27 protein-coding genes and 1 other annotated feature are annotated in these 23,579 nt (G+C 51.7%); of the genes, 17 read left to right on the top strand and 10 right to left on the bottom strand.

Going from position 1 to position 23,579, the window contains the following annotated elements:
• Nucleotides 1–171: 171 nt before the first annotated feature.
• The 6 genes from Q9R25_RS08125 to Q9R25_RS08100 all read left to right on the top strand — a co-directional run bounded on the left by Q9R25_RS08125 (nucleotide 172) and on the right by Q9R25_RS08100 (nucleotide 4,015).
• Nucleotides 172–888 (top strand): GntR family transcriptional regulator, encoded by a 717-nt coding sequence (locus tag Q9R25_RS08125; protein ID WP_214683587.1) that lies wholly within the window; start codon nucleotides 172–174, stop codon nucleotides 886–888.
• A 323-nt stretch (nucleotides 889–1,211) separates the two neighbouring features.
• Nucleotides 1,212–1,616: a hypothetical protein gene (locus Q9R25_RS08120; RefSeq protein WP_311283010.1), complete on the top strand. Its 405-nt coding sequence runs from the start codon at nucleotides 1,212–1,214 to the stop codon at nucleotides 1,614–1,616.
• Nucleotides 1,617–1,648: 32 nt separating this feature from the next.
• Nucleotides 1,649–2,059 (top strand): WapI family immunity protein, encoded by a 411-nt coding sequence (locus tag Q9R25_RS08115; protein ID WP_047794919.1) that lies wholly within the window; start codon nucleotides 1,649–1,651, stop codon nucleotides 2,057–2,059.
• A gap of 124 nt (nucleotides 2,060–2,183) precedes the next feature.
• On the top strand, nucleotides 2,184–2,882 hold the full coding sequence (locus Q9R25_RS08110) for an ABC transporter ATP-binding protein (RefSeq protein WP_311283009.1): 699 nt from the start codon (nucleotides 2,184–2,186) through the stop codon (nucleotides 2,880–2,882).
• Complete coding sequence (locus Q9R25_RS08105; protein ID WP_074035973.1) at nucleotides 2,882–3,649, top strand: ABC transporter permease; 768 nt, start codon at nucleotides 2,882–2,884, stop codon at nucleotides 3,647–3,649. The genes Q9R25_RS08110 and Q9R25_RS08105 overlap by 1 nt, the downstream gene beginning before the upstream one ends.
• 3 nt (nucleotides 3,650–3,652) lie before the next feature.
• Nucleotides 3,653–4,015, top strand: a complete 363-nt coding sequence (locus Q9R25_RS08100) for a VOC family protein (RefSeq protein WP_311283008.1) — start codon at nucleotides 3,653–3,655, stop codon at nucleotides 4,013–4,015.
• A 41-nt stretch (nucleotides 4,016–4,056) separates the two neighbouring features.
• On the opposite strand, the gene Q9R25_RS08095 is transcribed toward Q9R25_RS08100, so the two are convergent.
• The 6 genes from Q9R25_RS08095 to Q9R25_RS08070 form a co-directional block, all read right to left on the bottom strand.
• Nucleotides 4,057–4,521, bottom strand: coding sequence for a hypothetical protein (locus Q9R25_RS08095; protein WP_047794923.1), 465 nt, complete (start codon nucleotides 4,519–4,521; stop codon nucleotides 4,057–4,059).
• 118 nt (nucleotides 4,522–4,639) lie between these two features.
• The gene (locus tag Q9R25_RS08090; protein WP_311283007.1) at nucleotides 4,640–5,239 is read right to left on the bottom strand and encodes a short chain dehydrogenase; all 600 of its coding nucleotides are present in this window, start codon (nucleotides 5,237–5,239) and stop codon (nucleotides 4,640–4,642) included.
• A gap of 69 nt (nucleotides 5,240–5,308) precedes the next feature.
• Nucleotides 5,309–5,668, bottom strand: coding sequence for a nuclear transport factor 2 family protein (locus tag Q9R25_RS08085; RefSeq protein ID WP_215243676.1), 360 nt, complete (start codon nucleotides 5,666–5,668; stop codon nucleotides 5,309–5,311).
• Entirely contained in the window at nucleotides 5,665–5,997 is a 333-nt protein-coding gene (locus Q9R25_RS08080; protein ID WP_211782353.1) for a DMT family transporter, read from the bottom strand. Before Q9R25_RS08080 ends, Q9R25_RS08085 begins: the two co-directional genes overlap by 4 nt.
• Before the next feature lie 11 nt (nucleotides 5,998–6,008).
• Entirely contained in the window at nucleotides 6,009–6,317 is a 309-nt protein-coding gene (locus Q9R25_RS08075; protein ID WP_074036309.1) for a DMT family transporter, read from the bottom strand.
• A gap of 1 nt (nucleotide 6,318) precedes the next feature.
• A complete protein-coding gene (locus Q9R25_RS08070; protein ID WP_311283006.1) occupies nucleotides 6,319–6,846 on the bottom strand; it encodes a TetR/AcrR family transcriptional regulator in 528 nt (175 codons plus the stop codon).
• Between the two features lie 115 nt (nucleotides 6,847–6,961).
• Between Q9R25_RS08070 and Q9R25_RS08065 the strand changes: the two genes are divergently transcribed.
• The 7 genes from Q9R25_RS08065 (at nucleotide 6,962) to Q9R25_RS08035 (ending at nucleotide 12,920) form a co-directional block, all read left to right on the top strand.
• On the top strand, nucleotides 6,962–7,528 hold the full coding sequence (locus Q9R25_RS08065; RefSeq protein ID WP_311283005.1) for a zinc dependent phospholipase C family protein: 567 nt from the start codon (nucleotides 6,962–6,964) through the stop codon (nucleotides 7,526–7,528).
• Complete coding sequence (locus Q9R25_RS08060) at nucleotides 7,525–7,812, top strand: hypothetical protein (RefSeq protein ID WP_214690529.1); 288 nt, start codon at nucleotides 7,525–7,527, stop codon at nucleotides 7,810–7,812. Before Q9R25_RS08065 ends, Q9R25_RS08060 begins: the two co-directional genes overlap by 4 nt.
• Before the next feature lie 566 nt (nucleotides 7,813–8,378).
• Complete coding sequence (locus Q9R25_RS08055; protein ID WP_311283004.1) at nucleotides 8,379–9,389, top strand: siderophore ABC transporter substrate-binding protein; 1,011 nt, start codon at nucleotides 8,379–8,381, stop codon at nucleotides 9,387–9,389.
• 9 nt (nucleotides 9,390–9,398) lie between these two features.
• The gene (locus Q9R25_RS08050; protein ID WP_031422514.1) at nucleotides 9,399–10,403 is read left to right on the top strand and encodes an ABC transporter permease; all 1,005 of its coding nucleotides are present in this window, start codon (nucleotides 9,399–9,401) and stop codon (nucleotides 10,401–10,403) included.
• Nucleotides 10,400–11,458, top strand: coding sequence for an iron chelate uptake ABC transporter family permease subunit (locus Q9R25_RS08045; protein WP_047794929.1), 1,059 nt, complete (start codon nucleotides 10,400–10,402; stop codon nucleotides 11,456–11,458). The genes Q9R25_RS08050 and Q9R25_RS08045 overlap by 4 nt, the downstream gene beginning before the upstream one ends.
• Nucleotides 11,455–12,207, top strand: coding sequence for an iron ABC transporter ATP-binding protein (locus Q9R25_RS08040; protein ID WP_031422518.1), 753 nt, complete (start codon nucleotides 11,455–11,457; stop codon nucleotides 12,205–12,207). The genes Q9R25_RS08045 and Q9R25_RS08040 overlap by 4 nt, the downstream gene beginning before the upstream one ends.
• 17 nt (nucleotides 12,208–12,224) lie before the next feature.
• The gene (locus tag Q9R25_RS08035; protein WP_311283003.1) at nucleotides 12,225–12,920 is read left to right on the top strand and encodes a dihydropteridine reductase; all 696 of its coding nucleotides are present in this window, start codon (nucleotides 12,225–12,227) and stop codon (nucleotides 12,918–12,920) included.
• Nucleotides 12,921–12,923: 3 nt separating this feature from the next.
• Here Q9R25_RS08035 and Q9R25_RS08030 read toward each other — a convergent pair whose 3' ends face one another.
• Both Q9R25_RS08030 and trpE read right to left on the bottom strand, forming a co-directional pair.
• Nucleotides 12,924–13,499, bottom strand: coding sequence for an anthranilate synthase component II (locus Q9R25_RS08030; protein ID WP_311283002.1), 576 nt, complete (start codon nucleotides 13,497–13,499; stop codon nucleotides 12,924–12,926).
• Entirely contained in the window at nucleotides 13,496–14,827 is a 1,332-nt protein-coding gene (gene trpE / locus Q9R25_RS08025) for an anthranilate synthase component I (RefSeq protein ID WP_311283001.1), read from the bottom strand. The genes Q9R25_RS08030 and trpE overlap by 4 nt, the downstream gene beginning before the upstream one ends.
• A gap of 44 nt (nucleotides 14,828–14,871) precedes the next feature.
• On the opposite strand from trpE, the gene Q9R25_RS08020 reads away from it, so the two are divergent.
• Nucleotides 14,872–15,450, top strand: coding sequence for a DUF3885 domain-containing protein (locus Q9R25_RS08020; RefSeq protein WP_311283000.1), 579 nt, complete (start codon nucleotides 14,872–14,874; stop codon nucleotides 15,448–15,450).
• Nucleotides 15,447–15,678 (bottom strand) — a binding site (T-box leader). Its footprint overlaps the gene before it by 4 nt.
• Before the next feature lie 49 nt (nucleotides 15,679–15,727).
• On the opposite strand, the gene Q9R25_RS08015 is transcribed toward Q9R25_RS08020, so the two are convergent.
• Nucleotides 15,728–15,994, bottom strand: coding sequence for a hypothetical protein (locus tag Q9R25_RS08015; protein WP_311282999.1), 267 nt, complete (start codon nucleotides 15,992–15,994; stop codon nucleotides 15,728–15,730).
• A gap of 12 nt (nucleotides 15,995–16,006) precedes the next feature.
• Nucleotides 16,007–18,238 carry a C40 family peptidase gene (locus Q9R25_RS08010; protein WP_311282998.1) on the bottom strand — a complete coding sequence of 744 codons (2,232 nt, stop codon included), beginning with the start codon at nucleotides 18,236–18,238 and terminating at the stop codon, nucleotides 16,007–16,009.
• A 163-nt stretch (nucleotides 18,239–18,401) separates the two neighbouring features.
• On the opposite strand from Q9R25_RS08010, the gene Q9R25_RS08005 reads away from it, so the two are divergent.
• From Q9R25_RS08005 to Q9R25_RS07995, 3 genes are all read left to right on the top strand, one after another.
• Nucleotides 18,402–18,776: a nuclear transport factor 2 family protein gene (locus Q9R25_RS08005; protein ID WP_143180225.1), complete on the top strand. Its 375-nt coding sequence runs from the start codon at nucleotides 18,402–18,404 to the stop codon at nucleotides 18,774–18,776.
• Between the two features lie 173 nt (nucleotides 18,777–18,949).
• On the top strand, nucleotides 18,950–20,260 hold the full coding sequence (locus Q9R25_RS08000) for an Ig-like domain-containing protein (RefSeq protein ID WP_311282997.1): 1,311 nt from the start codon (nucleotides 18,950–18,952) through the stop codon (nucleotides 20,258–20,260).
• A 204-nt stretch (nucleotides 20,261–20,464) separates the two neighbouring features.
• Nucleotides 20,465–23,098 (top strand): S8 family peptidase, encoded by a 2,634-nt coding sequence (locus Q9R25_RS07995; RefSeq protein ID WP_311282996.1) that lies wholly within the window; start codon nucleotides 20,465–20,467, stop codon nucleotides 23,096–23,098.
• Nucleotides 23,099–23,579: the final 481 nt, after the last annotated feature.

Raw genomic sequence — 23,579 nt, 5'->3', positions numbered from 1 at the left:
GCCAACTCCTCCTTTTGAAAGCGATTTCTTTTTGTCGTAACAAATATAACAAATGATACAACTTTCAGCAATATAAAAAATACAAATAATACAAATAAGTTTTTGTATTTGCATTTGTATGCTTGCTGTATCACAATAAAGGAACCAACCCAACGTAAAGGAGATGGAGACATGTCGCAATCGACGCTCCAAACCGCAATCAAGGATGAACTGCTGTCCCGCATCAAAAGTGGGCACTATAAAGAAGGGGAAAAATTTCCGACCGAATACGCGCTTTGCGAGGAGTTCGATGTGAGCCGGACGACGGTGCGTGGCGCCCTCAACCAGTTGACGACGGAAGGCTATCTGGTCCGTCAACAAGGTCGCGGGACGTTCGTCGCCGGGAAGAAAGTACAACAGACGTTGTCGTACACGCCGAACAACTATGCGGCCCAGCTTGCCGTTCAAGGGAAACGTGGGCAAGTCGCCTTGATCGACATCTCGGTCATCTCGGCGTCCGGTCAAATCGCATCGGTGTTTGAAGCGGAAGACAATGCCCCGATCCAAAAGATTGAGCGAATTCGTCATGCGGACGGGGAACCAACCCAGTACGAGGTCTCGTTCATCCCATGGCAGATTGCACCGGGGATCACGAAGGAACAGGCCGAGCATTCGCTCTTCCGGACACTCGCCGAGGTTCACGACGTGCATGTCGCCAAGACGACAGAGGCACTAGAGATTGCCTTAGCTGACGAGAAGGTGAGTGCACTCCTCGACTGTCCACTCGGGTCACCGTGCTTCCATATCGAGACGGTGACAGAGGATGAGTCGGGACGAGCGATTGAATACTCACGCTCCTACTTCCGCGGAGACAAGACGAGCTTTGTCATCGAACGGGAGTATAATTAACAAAAGCGCCCGACTGTTTCGTGTGGAAACGGTCGAGCGCTTTGTTCGTTTAACCTGTAACAAAAAGAAATATGGTCATTTTGTTCTGAGATGACTATGTTTATCAAGAAAATGAGTATGAAATGAACGCATTAGACGGACAAGGGATTTCAAAATATAACTCGAATGTTGTAACAGATGACATGATTCGAAAGGTGACAAAATATGACCGTAACTACATTTGTAGGTTTCCTGATTTTTGGTCTCTTACTTTTAGGGTTGGGAATTCGCTCAAAAAATCGAAGAAAATAAATTCAAGTGAATGACGAGTGGGTGGGAGCTAGATGAATGAATGGGAAAAATGGATTCCGGTAGAGTCTATTCCAGCACGTCTGCATAAAGAGTCCTTAATGGATGATGGTGATTCTTTGCGAATAATAGTAAGTGACGCAACAGAGGGACAGAAATATTCATTTCTGTTTGATGGTCTTTTGCTTTCTTATCGAAACTCGGATGAAGGTTCACGATTGAGGATGTTAGAGCATTTAGATAGGTATTATGCACATCTTGAGTACGGGAATTGGACATTATTCAAAATGAAAAATTCTAGTTATCTGGAATGGTTTGCCCAAGAGTCTCTTGAACGATATGAGGAGATGGGTGAAGTGGAGCACTATGTCTTTCTTACATCAAATGATGTGATTGAAGTTCTATCCGCTGATCCTCCAGCAATAACAAAGATGGTCTAGCATAGATTTTATTTTCAAAGAAGGTGTAAGGAATGGCGATTGTAGAGCGTGCTGGATTGTTTTTTGAACTCTTTCCTCGAAAATATGAAGAAAAGGAAGACGATCCATTTATTTTTTCAACGTTAGCGTTATCGGTCGAATCGAGAGGGAGTTTTCATTTTTATGGTGCTTTACTTATGAAATCGGAGTATGAATATCTGATTTCACAAATTGCGCTCATGTTAGACGGAGAACTGAACAAATTCATTCTCAATCCTGTTGAACCGATTTTTAGAATGACAATTGAACGTGAAGAGGTAATTCTTTATAGGTTCATGGTCCGTTTCCAGACAGGTACACCACGTGAATTAATCTTTTATATGAATGATTGTGAAATAAATAGATTCAAAGAGGAATTGAAAGAAGAAATGACTCAAATCCTTCCTCCGCCATTTCTGCCTTAGAAATGTACATACCGAAACAGTAAACTGCTAATGATTGATTTTCTTGGACAGCCGATTCCAGACTGCATTCTTGACCACCTCATCTTCTCTTTTTTGTACACTAGAACCAGGAGGCGAGAGAAGCATGTCAATCATTGAATTCAAAGATGTGAGTCATCAAGACATCCTGCACCATGTGTCCGGGACGTTTCGAGAAGGACGAATCACGACGTTCGTCGGACCGAGCGGCGCCGGCAAGACAACGTGTCTGAAGCATATCAACGGATTGCTGTCACCGGACACCGGCACGATTCTTTTTAAAGGGGAAGACATTGCGGAGATGGACATCCTCGAGCTACGAAAGAAAATCGGGATGGCGTTCCAAAGTGCGCCGATGATTCAAGGGACCGTATACGACAACTTGAATCTCCCGAAAGCCATCTTCGACGAGACACTTGACCGCGACCGGGCTTCCGAATTGCTCCATCGCGTCGACTTGAGTGAGGCGCTCCTCGACCAACCCGTCAAATCACTATCGGGTGAACGGAGTCGGGTCGCCATCGCCCGGACGCTCGTCAATAAACCGGACGTGCTCTTACTCGATGAAATTACGGCGAGCCTTGATTACCGGACGGTGAAAGAGATCGAGCGACTCATTCGAAAACTGCAACAATCATACGGTGTGACCGTCATTTGGATCACCCATGACCTCGACCAGGCACGGCGGGTGAGTGACGACATGTGGTTTTTGAAGGACGGGGAACTACTTGCATTTGGGGACGCATCGTTCATCGATGAGTCGGACAATCCCGTCATCCAACGATTCGTCAGGGGGGAAGATTGATGTCATATATTGAACTCGCGACGGCGCTCATCTTCGTTGTCATCCCGCTTGCCTTGACACTCGTCCTACGACTTGGACTCGAGCGTGATATTATCATTGCGACCGTCCGCTCCATCATTCAACTATTGATCATCGGCTATATCCTGACGTTCGTCTTTGAGAGCGACAGTCCGATCTTCATGCTGTTGATGATTTTACTCATGATTGTCGCAGCGACACAAAACATCCGACGGAAAGGGGACGGGATTCCGGGCATCATGTGGATTATCGTCTTGACGCTCGTGACGATCGAAGCGCTGACGATGGGACTCATGCTCGGGCTCGGTATCATCCCATTTGAGCCGGAAAAGGTCATTCCGATTAGTGGGATGGTCATCGGGAACAGCATGGTGTTGTCGCTCTTGTTCTTGAACAAGTTCAAAGACGAGGTCGAGCGGAGCGACGACGTCATCGAACTCATTCTTTCACTCGGCGGCACACCGAAAGTGGCCATCGACCGCAGCTTGAAGAATGCGATTCGCACGAGCATGATTCCGACTGTCGAGGCGCAAAAGACGATGGGGCTCGTCCAACTACCGGGAATGATGAGCGGTCTCATCATCGGGGGAGCTGACCCGATGGAAGCGGTCCTGTATCAACTCTTGATCCTGTTCTTGATTTTGACGACCGCCTCAATCTCAGCGACGCTCGTCGGCTATCTGGCGTACCCACGACTGTTCAATGAGAAGATGCAGTATATCGGACTGACCTATCGGAAGGGGAAATGAAACATGATCACAGGGATTCATCATGTGCAGCTCACGATTCCAACTGGAGCGGAGCAAGAGGCGAAGGCGTTCTATTGTGACTTTCTTGGTCTACGTGAAATCGAGAAGCCGGATTCATTGAAGGGGCGAGGTGGATTTTGGCTTCAGGTCGGCGACCGTTCCGTTCATGTCGGGGCAGAGGACGACGTGGAACGACAGAAGACGAAAGCGCATATCGCGTACGCTGTGACGAATTTAGCTCATTGGAAGGAAGCGCTTCAAGAGAATGAGATTTCTTACTCTGAAGGCATCCCGATTCCAGGATTCGACCGCTTCGAGTTCAGAGACCCGTTCGGCAATCGGGTCGAGATGATTCAAGCGCTCTGACGAAAGGGAGCATCCAAAGCGGATGCTCCCTTTGTCGTTCTTCAAGAAATACCAAAAAGGCGAGTCACTTGCTCCCATTCGGACGGGTAGGCGTTACTGCCATGATGCTCGTGAATGAGTGTCCCGTTCGTGTATACGCTGAGGCTCCACTGCGTACCATCTAGCGTGCGAACACCTTCCAGTTCTTCGAAGACGGTTGGCCACCAATTCGTTCCAAGCAGATGAAACGCGACACGCATCTGTTTCGCTTCCTCGCCCTCATAGTATTCGAATTCAAAGGGCTCGGTGATGGATCGGTCGGACCGCTCGATGTGACGAAGGACGGTGCCCCTCTCAAAAAAGGTGATCGTACTCACATCATACGTGCCGAACCCACCGACGCGGAAGATGACCTCGACCATCGATTCCTGAGGACGACCAATCGCCTGAAGGACGCGCTTTTGGAGTGGGTGTTCGACGAAAGAAGGAGGGATATGATAAAGGGCGCGAAACGTTTTGTCTTTCATGAAACTTCAACCTTTCTCGGGCATAAGATGCCCCGAGTATAGCGGAATCTTCCGGACGAGGGAGACAAAATAAAGTGCAAGGTACGAAAAAAGCACCTCTTGAAGAGATGCTTCGAGGTTAATACACTTCGTACGTCTGTCCAGTCTGCGCGCCTTCGACGCTCTTCACATAAGCGAGGGCAACCCGTTCACCCGGTACCGCCGCGTAACCACGGAAATAAGGACCATACGCATCGAGTGCTTCGACGAGGACGTTCGGACTGACGTTGTTGATGCGGATGCCCCGTGGCATCTCAATCGCCGCACCGGTCACAAATCCTTTGATGGCCCCGTTCGCTAGTGCCGCCGATGCGCCTTCTTTGATGGGGTCGTCCATCAAGATTCCACTCGTCAGTGTAAAGCTACCACCATCGTTCACATAATCGAGTCCGAGAAGGACGAGGTTGACTTGTCCTTTAATCTTGCTGTCGATACTCTTCTGATTATCTGCCGGCGTCATCTCGGAAAGCGGACCGAAATGCGTGCTACCCGCCGTACTGATGACCGCGTCGACCCGACCGACCGTTTCATACATGTGGCGAATGCTGTCTTCGGAAGTGAGGTCGACTTGCACGTCCGCCCCGTTACGTCCAGCCCGGATGATCGTATGTGTTTTCTCCAACTCTTTTGCGACGGCCTGACCGACCGTACCGCTTGCCCCAACGAGTAAAATTTTCATAAAGAAACTGCCCCTTTCGTCACGCTTGGATTCCACTTCAGAGTAGCGGATGGCGAGGACGTTCGGCAATCAAGTTGCCTCTGGCGGAACGACCGTGCCTTGATGGAATCGCATCTTCCAACGTCCGTCCACGAATACCCAAATCGAGCTACGGCGTGTTTCGCGATTCAATACCGGTTGAACGAGACGGTACGTCACCAAAACGTGACCTTCCGTCAACGGATGTAGCGTGAATTCGGATAACACAGCCTCAATCGGGTCAAGCTGGAGTGTCGTCTGATCCCAATCTTGATACAGCAACCGTCCCGAGCTACCGATTTCAAAGAAGTCGTCGGTCAACAGTTCACGCAATCGCTCCGTCGACTGCCTGACCTCCGTCGTCAATAACGCTTCTTCTAGTGTTTGAAGGTGATTTGCCAACTCGTTCATGTCACGACTTCCTCTCTTCGTTGATTCATCACGATGACGCCGAGGACGATCAACAAGAGACCGATTCCGTTCAACGCCGAAAGAACTTCCCCGTAAACAAACACCCCGATGAGTCCTGTCGCCACGGTCCCGAGTCCGGCCCAGATGCTATAGGCGATACTGAGCGGAATCGTCTTCAACACGATGCCCATGAGGGTGAACGACGCGGCGAAACTGACCAACAGAATGGCGCTCGGAACGAGATTTGTGAATCCATCCGACAGTTTCAACATCGATGTCCCGAGTACCTCAAATCCGATAGAAAAGAAGAGTAAAAGATAGGCTTGCATTCCGATTCACCTCACACTTTCATCAAGACGAGCCCGATGATGACGAGCCCAATCCCTGCAATTTTTTGACGACTGATTTGTTCCCGAAAGACGACGAACCCGATCACTGCCGTGAGTGCCGTCCCGACCCCGCTCCAAAACGCATACGCGAAGCTGAGCGGGATGGTGAAGAGGGCAAGTGATAAGAGATAAAACGCCGTCCCATAACCGAAGGCGACCCCGAGAATTGGGAGACGGCTCGTCGAGGTGGCGTTCACTTTCAACATGCTCGACCCGAACAGTTCCGAGGCGATGGCCCCGATCAAATAGATGAATCCCATATTACAACCCTCCTTGAAGCAACTCGTCACATGCTTCCCGAATGAGTGTCGCCGCACGGTCCTTGAACGATTCTCTATACCCATACAAGACAGCGAACCAAAAGCCGTCACAGAGAAGGCGAAGTTTTAAAATCGCATCCTGGTCCGGCCCGTCGACAGCGAAACGCTCGTCCCAACCGGTCGACACGTCACTCCAAATCGACTCGCTCGTCGCATCTTCTTGCGAGGAGATAAAGACGGCGACGAGGTCCATATCTCCGTGATCGACATCATCCAATGTCGCCAGTGCATAGGCACGGGTAAACGAATATGTACCGTCCGATAGATGGGCGGTGATTCGTTTCTCGAACGTCTCGATGGCGAATTCGTTCATCTGTCGCAATAAGTTGGCCTTATTGTCGAAATGATAGAGGACCCCGGCTTTCGTGATTCCTGCTTTCGTCGCCAATCGTTCGAGCGACAACTGACTGATCCCGTCTTCTCGAATCATCTGGGCGGCAGTCTGTAGCAACAATTGTTTTTTACTCATCCAATCACACCTCTCTTTACTTAACTGACCGTTCAGTAAAGTTAGTCTATCAAAATTTGCGAGGGGTTGTCGAGATAGAACATTGATGGAATAATCAGGGAAAAGGGGGCGTGACATGGGTTCACATTTGATGCATCTCGTCATCGCGAACGAGATGTTACCAGCGTTATCGGAGATTGATGAGGTCGCATTTTTGCTCGGAAGTCTCGCACCGGATGCAACGACAGAAAAAGAGGCATCCCATTACTATACGGGACGCCATGATGATTTATCTCGTCGCTTGGATTTGTCCCAATATTGGATTGACAGCAAGGAGGAAGACTTCTCGTATCGACTCGGCTATTACGCGCATCTCGTCGCGGATGAGATCTGGTTGCAGGGATTCTATAAAGGTTGGTTGAAAGAGCTCATCACCCAGGACCCGTCAAAACAGGCGGCCTATTATGCGGACTTTGATGCGTACAATGCTCGGCTGTCGGAACGCCTCGGGACGTTCGATTTTGAACGCTTGAAAGGAAATCCAGAGCTCGTTGAACTGGTCGAGAAAGTCGAGCGGGACGCGGTGATGACGGAGGAGGGGACATACACGATGTTCCTCCCTAATCAATTGGATGGCTATGTCGATACGTGTGTCCGCCGCTGCCTGGAGATGGTCAAACGGAAGCGGGCGATGCTCGTATGAAGAGGCGATACGCACCACTCTACGCCACGCTCGGTCTCTTCCTATTGACGGTGATCACCTTCTTCACCTTGAACGGTCGGGTATTCCCGAATCTCGAATTGATGACGGTCATTTGGGTTTATCTCGCGATTGACATCGCCTTGTTCGCCACGTTGATTTGGGGACTGTTCATGAAGGATCGAATCATAAAAATGTACACACTTCTTGCGACAACCGGGTTGATGATCCCGTTGTCGATTTGGATTTTCTTATTGCTGTTGGCGAACGGAATCTCGGAGGCATGAGATAGATGGATGAACCTAAGAACATTCCGTTTCTAATGCGTCGTGTACCATTTTTCATATTAGCAGCCCTCGTGGCTCCGATAGCAATCGTCCTTTTAATCATCTATTGGCGAGATTTGGACGATGATTTACGATTTGGACATCTCATTTTTTCGGTCATCTTATCCTTATTTTTCGTGGTAGACCTTCTACCGAGAGGGATGACACAAACCGTATTATTGGCGTTCACAATCACATGTGTATGGTTCATCACCTATATTGTGTTTCGAGGTAAAAAGAGGGCACGGCACAATAACGATTGAACTCTAAACTAAATCGCATGAACCCAACCGAGAAAGTGGACCTCCCACTTTCTTTTTTTGTGCGTGCATCTATAGAAAGAAAAATTTTCCTATCCGAATCTTGTCAAATTGGCATTGCGTATCCTTTTTTTGTTTGTTATGCTACTTGATGAAAACGACAATGATAATCATTATCACTGATAACGAGAATACGATACTAGACATACATAACCAACGTGGCTCGTTTTTTGGTGCGAGGATCATTGAAACTTACATACAGAGGAGATGGATGAAGTGGGGAAATTCAAGATTTCACTCATGTTGACGTTGCTCGTCTTCGTACTCGCCGCATGTGGCGGAACGAGTGAGACGAAGAAAGAAGAAAACGTCGACGGCGCAACAAAGACAGAGACGGTCGAAATTACAGACGCACATGGCGCAATCGAGGTACCGGTCAACCCGGAGAAGGTCGTCGCCCTTGATAACCGGACGTTTGAAACATTGGCAGCATGGGACATCGACTTGGTGGCGGCACCGATCGGACTCCTTCCAGCGGAATCGCCATATGCATCAGACAAAGACATCGCGGACGTCGGCATGCACTTCGAGCCGAACTTAGAAGCGATTGCAGGAGTTGACCCGGACGTCGTCATCGTCGGTCAACGTTTCGCAGATTACTACGAGGACATTAAAAAGTTGGTTCCAGAAGCAGCGGTCATCGATTTGAACATCGAGATCCCAGAAGACTCAGGTACACCGGGTGAGATTTTAGTCAAAGGATTGACAGACACGACGCTTACACTCGGAAAAATCTTTGACAAAAACACAGAAGCTGAAGCCATCGTCGCTGACCTCGACAAGTCGATCGAAGACGCGAAAGCGGCATACAACGGAAAAGATACAATCATGTCGGTCATCGTATCGGGTGGAGACATCGGGTTCTCAGCTCCGGTAACGGGACGCGTGTTCGGACCGATGTACGACATCTTCGGATGGGTCCCAGCTCTTGAAGTCGAGAAGAAGACAGGTGACCACGAAGGTGACGAAGTATCCGTCGAAGCCATCGCAGAAAGCAACCCAGACTGGTTGTTCGTTCTCGACCGTGACGCACCACTCGGTGACGCAGAAGGCGCAGTACCAGCAGAAGACGTAATCGACAACGCACCGGCGCTTCAAAAGACGACGGCTGTGTCGAAAGAGCAAATCGTCTATGCACCGAAAGACACGTACTTGAACGAATCGATTCAAACGTACGCGGAATTCTTCAACAGTGTCACGGAAGCACTCGCGAAGTAAGGTTCCGTCATGCAAAAACCATTGACAGCCAGGGTTGAGACGATGTCTCAGCCCTCCTTTTCTAGATTGTGGACGAAGTCGTTCGTGTTCACCGTAATCATCGTCCTCGGTTTGGCGGTGCTGTCGCTTTTTACCGGGGTGTACGATTTGTCACGGACAGACGGCTTCGATATGTTTTGGATCACCCGAGTCCCACGGACGGTCGCCCTTATGCTGACGGGTGCGGCGATGGCAATGGCGGGGCTCGTCATGCAGCTCATCACGCAAAACCGACTCGTCGAACCGACGACGACGGGGACGCTCGAATGGGCGGGACTCGGACTGCTCACCGTTTATTTACTCGTACCGGCACCGAGCCTCATGATGCGGATGACCGGGGCGATCGTCTTCTCGTTTATCGGGACTATGGTCTTCTTCTGGTTCTTACGTTCGGTCAAACTTCGTTCATCGCTCATCGTGCCAATCATCGGGCTCATGTTAGGGGCGGTCATCTCCGCCATCTCGACGTTCCTCGGTCTATTCTTCCGAGCAAGCCAGGCGATCGAGGGCTGGTTCGTCGGTTCGTTCGCCTCGGTGCAAATCGGGCGCTACGAGTATCTATGGGTCATCATCGTCGTGACGGTACTCATCTTCTTACTGGCGAATCGCTTGACGCTCGCGGGGTTAGGGGAAGACATCGCGACGAGTCTCGGCGTGAACTATAACCAGCTCATGATGATGGCGACGGGGCTCATCGCCTTATCGGTCGGTGTCGTGGCGACGGTCATCGGGAATTTACCGTTCCTTGGACTCATCGTCCCGAACCTCGTCTCGATGTTCCGCGGGGATGATTTGCGCAGCAACCTTCCATGGGTCTGTCTTGTCGGGATGGGTGCGATTCTCGTCAGTGACTTGATTTCACGGACGATCATCATGCCGTTCGAACTCCCGGTCTCACTGATTCTCGGGACGGTCGGGGCAATCGTCTTCATCATGATCTTGATGCGACAACGGAAGAAGGGAGGGGTTCGATGAGTACGGTCATGGAACGAGACGGTGTCGAAGTATCAATCGGGGAATTGAGAGAAGAACGTCATGCTTCAGCGTTTCAATCGAAACGGGCGAGCAGGCGCTATTGGCTCTTCTTAAGTGCCTTCATTCTCGGCGGACTGTTGTGTGCGCTCGGGCTTCTCCTTTATAACAATCCGGTCCCGATGGACTCTCCGTCATTCGTGCCGGTCGTGGAACGGCGAATCGTCGCCATCGTCACGATGTTGATTGCGGCACTCTGTCAAAGTCTTGCGACGGTCGCATTCCACTCCGTGACGAACAACCGTATCATCACGCCATCGCTACTTGGATTCGACGCGCTCTATTCGACGATTCAGACGAGCATGGTCTTCTTCTTCGGGGCAGGGGCGTTGATCGGCTTCTCGGGGACAAGCGCCTTCTTGACACAGGTCGGCCTCATGGTGACGATGAGTCTCCTCCTTTACGGATGGCTCTTGTCAGGGAAATACGCCAACCTGCAGCTCATGCTGCTCATCGGGATCATCATCGGGACGGGTCTGAACTCGGTGTCATCGTTCATGCGTCGTATGCTCGCCCCGTCCGAGTTCGATATCCTGCAGGCACGGCTGTTCGGTTCGGTGACGAATGCCGACGTGGCGTACTTTCCCATCGTCATCCCGATCGTCGTCATCGCCGGGACACTTTTGTTCCTGTTCTCGAATCGATTGAATATCGTCGCACTCGGCAAGGACGTCGCGACGACGTTCGGGGTGAACCATCGGAGGAGCGTCATTTACACGCTCGTCCTGATCTCACTCCTCATGTCCGTCTCGACTGCGCTCATCGGACCGCTCACGTTCTTCGGATTCTTAGTCGCGACGCTCAGCTATCAGGTCGCCTCGACGTATGACCATAAGTACGTCTTTCCGATGGCGTTCGCCCTAGGGTTCTTCGTCCTGACGAGTGCATATTTCTTTATGTATCACATATTCCAGACGCCAAGTGTCGTCTCCGTCATCATCGAACTGTTCGGCGGACTCATCTTCTTGGCCGTCATTCTAAGGAAGAGGTCGCTATGATTCAAATCGAACAAGTCAAAAAATCGTATACAGACGATGTCCACATTGGACCGCTCACGCTCGATATCCCGAAAGCCGGATTCACTTCATTGATTGGACCCAACGGAGCGGGCAAATCGACGACACTCATGATGATTGGACGATTGCTCAACTTAGACGAGGGACAGATCCAAGTCGCCGGCATGGACGTGTCGAGCACGAAGTCGAAAGACTTAGCGAAAATCATCACCATCCTGCGCCAAGAGAACCACTTCGTGACAAGGCTCACGGTCCGACAACTCGCCGGGTTCGGACGTTTCCCTTACTCGAAAGGGCGCCTCACGAAAGAGGACGAGGCCATCATCTCGAAATATATCGACTTCCTCGACTTGACCGCGCTCGAGAACCGCTATCTCGACGAGCTCTCAGGAGGACAAAGGCAGCGTGCCTACGTGGCGATGGTGCTCTGTCAGGAGACGGAATACGTCCTCCTCGATGAACCGCTCAACAACTTGGACATCGCTCGTTCGGTACAGATGATGGAGTATTTACGCCACGTCGCCGACGAGTTCGGACGGACAATCGTCACGGTGCTCCACGACATCAATTTCGCGGCGAAATACTCGGATCGCATCTGTGCGATGAAAGACGGACAAATCGCTGCATTTGGAACGGTCGATGAGATCATGGACGCGAAGATTTTATCCGAAATTTTTGAGACGAAACTGGAAATCATCGAAGGGCCGTATGGGCCGATTGCGGTGTATTAACGAAAGGGAGAATTCACATGAAAATTGACTGGACACCGATCACTAAAGTCGTAAACGAGGCACCGGATACATACACGTTCCATCTCGCCTTGCCACCTGAGTTCACGTGGCAGGAAGGGGCGCACACGCATCTCGCGCTCGAAGGATTCAACGCCGGAGACAAGCCGGACCGAAGTCTCGTCCGCCATATGTCGATCTCGACATTGCCGCACGAAGGAGCGATCGGGATCACGACCCGAATCAAGACCGAATGCTCAACGTTCAAATCGATCCTTCGTGACATGGTACCGGGGGACAAGGTCGCCTTGTTCAAGACACATTCGAACGTCCCGCTCGAACGGAGTGGGAAGAACGTATACCTCTTATCGGCGGGTGTCGGACTCGCGACATTCCGTCCGGTCGTCCTCGAGTACTTGGCGAACGGGGAAGGTGTCCCGCATCTCCATTCGTTGAACGTCGATTCGTCGAAGGCGTATTTGTTCGGTGACGTCTTCGAATCGAACGAGCACTTCACGTCAGAGTTCGTGCCGAGTCGTAAAGATTACTACGAACGCGTGGAGATGATGGCATCCGACAAGGACGCCTTGTTCTATATCGTTGGTAGTGATGAGCTGTTGCGTGAAACGATTCAGGTGCTCCGGTCGAACGAGGTGGCATGTGACAACATCAAGATCGACAAGCATGATTTTCAACGAGAAGGCTTTTTAGGCTGACATTCAAACCGGGGACGCGTGCCCCGGTTTTTTCGTGCACAACTTGACGAATCGTTCGAAGATGCCACGTCCGTCCGGGGTCCCGATCGACTCGGGATGGAACTGGACACCGTACGTCGGATGGGTCGGGTGTTCGAGTGCCATGATGACACCGTCTGTCGTCTCGGCCGTGACCGTCAGTTCGGTCTTTTGTACGACGAGCGAGTGATAGCGCATGACGTCCATCGATAACCCTTCGAAGAGGACGCTTGGCACCGTATTGATCCGTGAGACTTTCCCATGCATCACCTCGTTCGCCCGTCCGACGACTCCACCGAACGCCTCGGCGATGACCTGATGGCCGAGACAGACCCCGAGAATCGGAATATAGCCGGAAAGTTCTCGCACGACCGCGAGCGACACACCGGCGTCATGTGGACCACCGGGACCGGGGGAGAGGATGATGCCATTCGGGTTCATACGACGGATTTCTTCTATACTATGTTCATCGTTCCGGATGACGCAGACGTCACTGAAGCGAGCGACGTCTTGATAGACGTTATACGTGAACGAATCGTAGTTGTCGATGAGGAGAATCATGCGAACACCTCCAATAGGGATTTGGCTTTATGCAGCGTTTCTTCATATTCCGATACCGGGTCTGAGTCATAGACGATGCCGGCGCCGGCTTGGACGTGGGCCGTGTCACCTTGGACGACCATCGTCCGGATGGCAAGGGCGAAGTCGAATCCGCCCCGGACGTCGAGATAGCCGACCGCCCCGGCGTAAACTTCTCGTTTCACCGTCTCGAGCTCGTCAATCAACTGCATCGCCCGAATCTTTGGAGCTCCGGAGACGGTCCCGGCTGGAAGACAGGCTCGGAGCGCATCGATCGGGGTCACATCGTCACGTAAATCACCTTCGACTTCGGAGACGAGATGCATCACGTTTTTGAATCGTTCGAGCTCGATGTGTTTCGGGATGGTGACCGTGCCGACTTTGGCGACCCGCCCGATATCGTTTCGTCCGAGGTCGAGGAGCATCCGATGCTCGGCGAGTTCTTTCTCGTCTTGAAGGAGTGACTCCGCGTGACGCATGTCTTCCTCGACGCTCTTCCCACGAGGGCGTGTCCCGGCGATCGGGTTCGTCGTCACTTTGCCGTTCTCGACCCGGACGAGACTTTCAGGAGAAGCACCGAGAACGATCGCTTCCCCGAGGTCGATGTAGAACAAGTACGGACTCGGATTTTGTTTCCGCAGCGTCCGGTAAAAGTGGAACGGGTCCCCGGTGAACGTCGCGTCGATTCGTTGCGACAAGACGAGTTGGAACACCTCGCCCGCAAGGATCGCCTCTTTTGCCTGGAGCACACGGTCGATAAATTCGTCCTTCGGCGTCAAGATGCGCTCGCTCGTCCGGACGACCCGTTCGAGGGCGTGCGTCTCCGGTGTCTCGAGCTGTTCCCGGATGGACTCGAGTCGCATCGTCGCATCCGTCTCGCTCGTATCGATCAGGATGACCTGTTCCTCGAGGTGGTCGTATAAGACGACCGTCTCATAGCGTTGGAAGAGAGCGTCCGGCAAATCACGCGTTACGGTCGGCGTGTTCGGGATCGGTTCATACACCCGAAGCAAGTCATAACCGATATAGCCGACGGCACCGCCGATGAACGGGTAAGGTGCAGTGAAGTCTTCACGTGTGATGCGTTCGGATAAGGCATGGAGCGGGTCGTCTGCATAGATTGTCCCTGTTGCATCTGTCACGTCGTTCCCATCGACTCGGATCGTCTCGACCGGGTTCGCCGCGATGATGGAGTAGCGGCCGTGTTTGCCTTCCGCGCGACTTTCGAGTAATACTTTTCGTCCACCTTGTAGTCGGTGGAAGATTGCCACCGGTGTGAGTTCGTCACCATTGATGATCCGTTGTTGCATTGAAAGAACCTCCTTATAATGGGTAATAGAAAGGGGATATGCCGATGTCAGTCTTACGACCTGACCAATTTTCAGGTGAAGCGTTGACCGAGCACATCGAACTCGAGGACACGCTGTCACCTTACGTTGAGATCAAATCATATGAACTGAATCTTGAATATTTTGAGGCAGTCGTTCGTCATGCCCAGCAATTGTTTGATGCGTTGTTCGAAGAGGGCGACCCCATCCGAATCGTTTGGCATGTACATGGACAGCCCGTCAAGCCGACCCTCTTGTTCCGTTATATCCGGGACAAATCGGTGCGCTTCAAGACGACCGCCACATCGTGCACGTTCGATGACGAACCGTTATGGATGTTCACCGTGCCGGTAGCAGACAAGTCCGAAATCCGTGTGCGACCACTCCTCGAGGCGATTTGTTATCAAGATTTTTATACAAAATCAAAGCCTCGTTTGAACGGAGAGTTCACAACGTATCCGCTCGTTCAGTTCATCCACGAACGAGAGGGTCACGTCTTGTTCGTATACGATGACCGCGGTGCGTATATCCGTGGTACGTCACCAGCCCACCTCCAATCGCTCAAACAAAAAATCTCCCCGTCCCGCATGCCCAATCGGACATGAAGGACGAGGAGATTCCCCGTGTTGCCACCTTCGTTGAAAGACGCCTTGTCTTCCCACTCATCGCGAACCATCATTCGCTGTCCCCGATAACGGGAGGACCCGTCAGAGCCTACATGTCGGTCTGAACGCTCAAAAGCCCATTCACGCAAGGTACGCCACCGGTTCGCATCGACCACCGGCTTTCTGAAGACGTCCCTTCGCGCTACTCTTCTTTCTCATCGCGAGTTCGTATGAATGTTATCGTTACTTTAACGGGATAAAGATGCATTGTCAAGCATCATTTGACCGAAGCGTGCCCCACCTGACGTTTCCCGATGAATGTGAACGTGATCCCCAATGCCAAAAGGGGAAGGAGCCACCACTTCGTAAAGAAGAAGAGGGTGCCCCGATACATGAACCACTCCATGCCCAAGTAGGCGAAGAGCGTGATCAAGGGAGCGATAGACAAGCGCTTCAAGTGCAATGCGATGGCGACCCCTAGTCCGATTGTAAACGTTGGAACGATCACGAGTTGCCATAAGAACGGATCGATATAGTCAAACATGGAGCATCCTCCTTATAACGATTTGTACCCTAGGAAGTACGGGCGCCACATCGGGTCATGAATCGAGTTGATTTGAAGCATCTCGCCCCCGGCATGGATGAAGAACTCGTCATCGAGCATGATGCCGATGTGCGATGGACCGGATTTGTACGTGCCGGCGAAGAAGACGATGTCCCCGCGACGTCCACTCGTGATCCCTGTCCGTTTGTTCTTGAAATGGCCGCTATGCCAGTAACCTGACACGTTCGTGCGACCGCCGATTTTACCGGCTTGATTCGTCGCGTAGTGGATGAGACCGGAACAGTCAAAACCGCCGTTCAGCGGAGACTGTGAGCCCCACGTGTACGGTGTCCCGAGATGTTTCACCGCGACGGCAATCATGCGTTCTTTTTGTGAGTTGTCCCGTTTCTTCAACAAGGCATCTCGTTTGATGCGAATGTCTTTCGTCTTGACGTAGACCGGACGCCAGTCGTATTGGATGAGATAGGAGTCGCCACTCTTCCCACGAGGGTAGATGCGACGACCGGCATCGAGATACCCGATCGGACGGGTGTCGTTCGGGTTGGCGTAGAACGGCGTCTTCTTTGTCGTCCCATAGTGGGCGGCCGTATAGACGCTCGCCGGTTGAATCGCCTTTGGTTTCGTCTCGGCGATATAGGGGTTCAACACGTACACACGTTTCCCGGACGGAAGACGGACGTGCCAGAAGTCGGCATCGATCGAGCGGAGCCCGACGAGTTTCGTCCCACGGGACAGAGTGCCGGCAGGACGACCATACGCAACGTCAGCCGAGAAGTAAGGCGTCCCGTTGAACTGTGTATAGAAGACCGTTCCTACCTTCGGCTTCGCGGTCGGTTTCGAGACAGCGAGGTAGCCAGTCGCGACATAGCGATAGGCTCCGTTTAGTCGAATGCGCGTGTAGTAGCCGCTCGTCCCATATGTCTCGATGAGCTGACCTCGTTTCAATGAACCGACTTGTTTCGCGATTGAGGTCGAGGCGTATACTTCGACCTCGTTATAACGGCTGTATCGTTTCCCTGTCGCTTCGAAGCGAGGTGGTTTTTTCGTACTCGTCACGCTCGTCGGGACGAAGTAATAGTTCCCTTTCGTGAAGATGCGGGTATAGCTTCCACGGGTGCCATAGATGTAGACGAGCTGACCCCGCTTCAGGGACAAGGTCGTCTTGGATGATTTCATCGTCCGAGCATAGACCGGTGTGTTCTTCGTGATGTACCGTTGTCCGGTTTTAAGATAAGGTGGCTCCGTCGTCCCAAGCGATGCGGATTCGACGAAGACATATTGTCCGTTGTAATAGACACGGGTGAACAGACCGTCTGTCCCATAGATGCTGACGAGTTGACTCCGTTTGAGTGAACCGACGACTTGCTTCTTGTCTGTGTCTAAATAAATCGATGCCTCTTTTTGAGCATAGCGGCTCCCCGTTTTAGCGTAGCGGGGCATCTTGGCAGCGAGTGCGTCTCGCTTCATATATACGTACATGCCATTTTGATAAAGGCGGGCCATCGAGCTATTTGTGCCATATACGCTTACTCGTTTGCCCCGGACAATCGTCCCGACAATCTCTCCGTCCTCATTCATATAAGAGGATGTCGTCAAGACGAATTGCGAGTCCGTCTTGAACGGGATTCGATTTGTCATCGAGAGCGGGATGTATCCGACAATTCCATTTAGATCGACACGCATCTGTCCGTCGATGAGGAAGCCGTTCAAGGTTTGACCGGCTTCAAGTGGAGTCATGGTTCCACCATCTGGTGAAGACGTGAGAGTCGCTCCCTCTTTTGCGTAGCGGGTCACTGCCGCCGGGACCGTCTCTCCGAGGGCGTCACGGGAGACATATGTCCCGTCCGTCGTGAGGAGAAGGTCGCCTTCGATATCGAAGACGTCGACCGCTGTTCCGATAGCGAGCGTTGCGACTACATTTCCGGCAGCATCGCGTGCTTCTGTCTCCGTATGGACGTAACGGGTGACAGCGTATGATAAGGCGTCGTTTCGGACGAATCCTTTTTGTGAAGTAACGGTGACGGACGTATGGGTCTCGGTCACCTCATGGACATCCACACGCTCCGCTTGATCTGTGACCAAGAGGACGACCGTTTCTTCTGGATCGGCATAGAGGGTCGTGCCGGCACGAAGCATGGCCTCAGACCCGACCGCTTGAGCGGTGAGTGTCCAATAGAAGGTAAAGAGAAAGAGCAAACTGAAGATTCGTTTCAATATTTCCACCTCGATTCATGAAATTTACAGTTTTTAGTATATACATAGTGGAGATGAAAAAGGTTGCTTATTTCGATAAAAGGGAAATGATTGAAGGAATCCGTGCTCAGCATTCCACTCGTTCGTTTGCGACCATCTGTGCTATGATGGACGGGGAAAGGAAGGGACAACTATGGAGACACTCAACATGAAACAACTTTCTGACGACCGATCGGCCCATCAAGTGGCCGGCGATCTCGACGCGATGCGGGCGCTCATGCACGACTCGTTCCGATATGTCGATTCGAGCGGGCGTCAGTTCGATAAAGAGACGTTCTTAGACCAGTTCGTCGACCCGACAGCGATTCAATGGATCGCACAGGACACGGTCACGTTCGATGAGACGGTACGCGGTGACCTCGCCGTCGTCCAACTCTTGCTCGAGGAGAAGTTCATTCTCGGCACGAACGCGTACGAAGGTCGCTTCTGGATGCTTCATCTTTATGTGAAAGAAGATGGCGTCTGGTTATGGCAAGGCGGCCAAGCGACGATGATCAACGAAGGTTAATAAGCGTTCAGACACTCCGAATCGATGGAGTGTCTTTTTTTATAAAATGAAGGAAATGTGAATTTGAAAAATATATGCCTATTTTAGAAAAATTATGTACCCTTTTGAAAAAGGACAGATTATAATAATTTTGTAAACGATTGTCATTATTTTTGAGGGGGACCCTACTTATTATGAAACAACCGAAATATGCAGCTCTTTTCCTAGCTACCACACTCGCATTCGGAGGTATCGCGCCTTCGACAATCGTCAACGCAGAGACGACTGAAGACGTGACTGCTCCTGACGCACCTGTATTATCGGCACCACTCCACACGTCGACAACACTCACGATCACTGGTGAAGTGGCTGCGAAAGCGGAGATCTTGATCAACGGCAAGACATACGTCCGTACAATCCTCGAAGGTGGCGAGGCCGTCTTCAAGATGTCACCACAGTCGGTCGGCAAGGTCATCGACGTCCGTCTCGTCGACGCGAGCGGCAACGTGAGTGACACGACGCGTGCCATCGTCGCCGAAGACCCGAACGCACGTCCAGACGCACCAGTCATCAAACCGTTGACGGAGACGTCACGTGAAGTACGCGTCGTCGGGGAGCCGGGACAATATGTCGAGCTCTCAATCGGCAGCAGCACGTATAAAGGGAAGTTCGATGCGAACGGGCTCTACCGTCGTGGCATCGCACCGCAACCGGCCCACTCATGGCTCTCGGCGAAGACGATCTCGACGAAAGGCGCGACGAGCGACGTCTCGAAACGTAGCGTCTACACAGACCGCGTCGCACCGAGAACGGCGACATTGACACAGTCCGTGACGGCAGCATCATACGGTGTCTTCGGAAAAGCCGAACCGTATGCGACGGCCGTCGTCAAGATTGGCACGAAGTCATACACGGCACCGGTCATGTCGACTGGGAAGTTCATCGTGAAGATCCCGCGTCAAGCGATGGGGCAGAAGATGTCACTCGTCATCCGTGACGGCGCAGGCAACGTCAGCCAATCGAAGACAATCACAGTACAGCACGCGCTCTACAACAACTTCCATCGTGTCTACATGGATGGTATGAAGTTGACGGTTCATAAAGAAGTCTTCTATGCAGATGCGACGACGAAGTACGCGGACACGTTCGTTCCACTCTTCTTCGGACATCCATCGAAGTCGGGCCTCGGGTTCCTTCTCAGCAGTTACACGGAGGATGGCTCGGTCGCTGGATTTGAGAAGTTGACGCTCCGTGTCGGTCGTGCGACCTATTCGCAAAACATCGACGAATATGATGTTTATTATGACGAGTTCGACGACGGCTCGGTCGAAGAGTCATACTTGTTCGAACCAGATGCGAAACTCATCAGCTTCGTCGACAAGTATGTCCGTCCAGAAAACCGGATCACGGTCATCGTCCAAGGAACGGACTACGACCTTGAGTTCAACCTATCGGGTGCGGAGAAACGCGCATTCATCCAATCCCTCCAATACGCAGGATACTAATTCTTTAGGACCGGTGGAGACACCGGTCTTTTGTATGCACGGATTCGATTCTCTTCTATATAAATGAAGTGGCGGCTGCCATCTGCCACCTAGGAAGAAATATTTCCGAAATCTTTTTGTTACATTTTTGAAACATAAACCGATAAATAACGTAGAACAACGTGGAGCCAAGTGCTTCACTATTTAAGAAAAGAGGGAAAAGGTATGAAACAAGCTTTGCAACGCCTCGTTGCATTTGTATCGGTCCTTGCGCTCGTCGTGTCGCTCGTCCCAATGCGGACGATGGCAGCTGGCGCGGCCGATGTGAGCGGGGCCACATTACTTACACCAGGACAGACTGTCGACTTCACGACAGGGACAGATCCGGTGAACACGTATTGGTTCAAGATGGAGCGAGAAGCTTCAGCTATGACACATATGGAGATTGCGATGGAAGCGTCTGCCGTGACGAACATCTCGGTCTATCCGAGCGCTGAGACGGCAGCGGCCGATGAGACGTTCGATCGCTACCGGGCGAGCGCTTCTCCGGACGCAGAGACGTCAGTCGCAAAAATCCAATTCCCATACGCATGGGAAGGTCCATATTACATCAAAGTGGAATACATGCCACTCGAGACAATCGATGAAGAGGGCGCGGTGATTCCACCGACGGCAGCAGATGTCTCACTTGGTTATAAATCAGTGAAACTCCCAGTGAAGTATGAAGAAGGAAACGGAACGATGTGTCCGGTCGAATCGTTACTTCCGATGCCAGAAGATGGCGGGTTGCTCGATATGATTCGTCGCCTGCAAGAAGAGATCCTTGGTGGATCGAAAGAAGGACGTCAATTGGAGGCACTTTACTACAAGTCGTCCCCGTACATCGTCCGCAAGTTGGCATTCGACAAACAGAAACGCGAAGAGGCGTTGACGGACCTTCAGACGTTACGTCCGCTCATCACGTCACTCGTCAACAAAGAAAGTCACACTATCACGAAAAATGAAGCGGCTGCAATCAACCGCATGCACGCCTTGGTCAAATCAAGCGTACCGAGCGGAATCAAGTCGGATGTCAATGACTTGGCTTCATCGGTCGATATGACACGCCTCGCCGGCTCGACGGTGGAAGACGTGTTCGCACAGATTGGAATGGAGCTTCAAACGGTGGATACACCGCGTTATATCGTCAAATACAAATCACAACCATCGACATCGATCGGCAAGATGAACGCGATGACGGATGTATCGGCAGAGCGTATCTCGATCGGTCGTCCGGGAGACTATTTCGCGCTCGTTGACGTCGAGTCGGCAAGCACGAAGATGCAAGCAAAAGCGAAAGCGACGTTGAACGCCGATTCGAACGTCGAGTTCATCGAGCCAGTCCAGACGTACAAAGCGTTTGCGACAGATTCGAGCTATGAGTATCAATGGGCAATCAATGAAAAATCAGTCCTTCAACCGATGAAGTATGCGGGTGTCGGATTAGAAGGCTATGAGGCACTCCGCCTTCCAGGTCGTTCAATCAAAGTAGCCGTACTCGATACAGGCGTGGATGATCGTCTGCTCGACTTTAAAGGAAAAGTCGATGTCGCGAACGGAAAAGACTTCACGGACCCGAACGGGGATGGAAGCTCTCGCGATGAGAACGGTCACGGGACGCACGTGGCAGGTGTCATCGGGGCAGTACGAGACAACGGTGTCTCGATGCGCGGAATGGTACCGAACGTATCGATCCTCCCAGTCAAAGTGCTCGGAGCAGACGGGACGGGTGACACGGATCAAATCGCACTCGGAATCAAATATGCAGTCGACGCTGGAGCAAAAGTCATCAACATGAGTCTCGGTGGCGGCGAAAGTCGTACGATCGGTTACATGTTGAAGTATGCCTATGACCGCGGTGTCGTCGTCGTTGCGGCGACGGGGAACGAAAGTGAACCGGAAGTATCTTATCCGGCCTCTTCGAAGTATACAATCTCGGTCGGAGCGACGAACTCGCTCGGAATCGTCGCAGATTACTCGAACTTCGGATACGGCGTCGATGTCGTGGCACCAGGTTCGAAAATCGCGAGCCTTGTCCCAGATGGGAATGTCGTTTATTTGGACGGCACGAGCATGGCGACTCCACACGTCGCTGGCGTCGTGGCCCTCTTGAAATCACAACACCCGACCCTCTCGGTCGAGTCGATCCGTACGCTCTTGCAACGGACGGCTGACCCTGTCGCCTTCTCAGGCGGAGATGTGCCGGAAGTACCGGTTGACGAGGAAGACGAATGGGCATTTGAAGACATGAGTGTCGAGTTCTCGTTACCAGTGGCGTATTACGACGTGTTAGGCGGTTACGGGAAGGTGAACCTTCACCGCGCCGAGTCGATGCTCCGTTTGAACGCGAACCGTGCGGTCGTGGCGGAAAATGCGGCAAACTTCAAAGTGAACGTGAAGTCTGGCACGGTTGTCTCCGTATATAACGGCGATCAAGTCGTCGGACGCGGGACAGCGAAGCAAGCGGTCGCATCGTTCAAGATGAAACCACAACCTGCAGGGACAGTCTTGCGCGTCGTTTACACGAACGGCAAGTATCAGTCGACGGAACGGTTGATCGTGGCGGCGGGCAAACGTCCGGCTAGTCCAGCGGTCACAACGCTCCGTGCTGGCGCAAGAGCAGTGTCTGGTAAAGCGACACCGGGTATGACGGTTGTCGTTCGCAATGCGCAGCGTCAATTGTTCGGGACGGCGATGATCCGTCCGGACGGCACGTACAGCGTCAAGACGCGGGCTCTCCGTAAAGGAGAATCGATCTACGTCCACGTGGAAGATTTGAACGGCCGTGCCGGACAAATGACACGTGCGATCGTCAAATAAGCTAGTTACAACGGAAGACGGGTATGCCGATGGGCATATCCGTCTTTTTGTATGGAGTGAATGCCATGGACGAGGTGGCTTGACAAGGTTCGAATGATGGAAAAGTGGATTTCACAGAGAAAAGGGCGTCATGAGGACACGATTCGTCTGTAATCGGGTGGGTCGAAAGTCCTCACGGCACGAGAGAAGGTTGAAACGAGAGGCACAGATGCCTAAAATGGAACATACCCGTTACTTTTGGATAACTTTGGTTTTGTTAAACAGGTCAATGATTTTATGAGTTGGAAATAACTAAGGTAAACATTGGACTTTGAGAATCACCACTGTAAATTAAATACTAAAGGCAATTAATGGTATAAAAATGGTTTTCAACTATTATTTCCGCTAAAAACGCATGAAATCAACAAAAATCGACGTGTTTCGACATTTCCAAAAAAGGTAAATCCAAAAATGAATTAAACTAAAATCTCCAAAATTCAAA

Source organism: Exiguobacterium sp. BG5(2022) (assembly GCF_031844365.1).
GTDB classification, from domain to species: Bacteria; Bacillota; Bacilli; order Exiguobacteriales; family Exiguobacteriaceae; genus Exiguobacterium; species Exiguobacterium profundum.
This window is presented reverse-complemented; position numbering and strand designations above follow the sequence as displayed.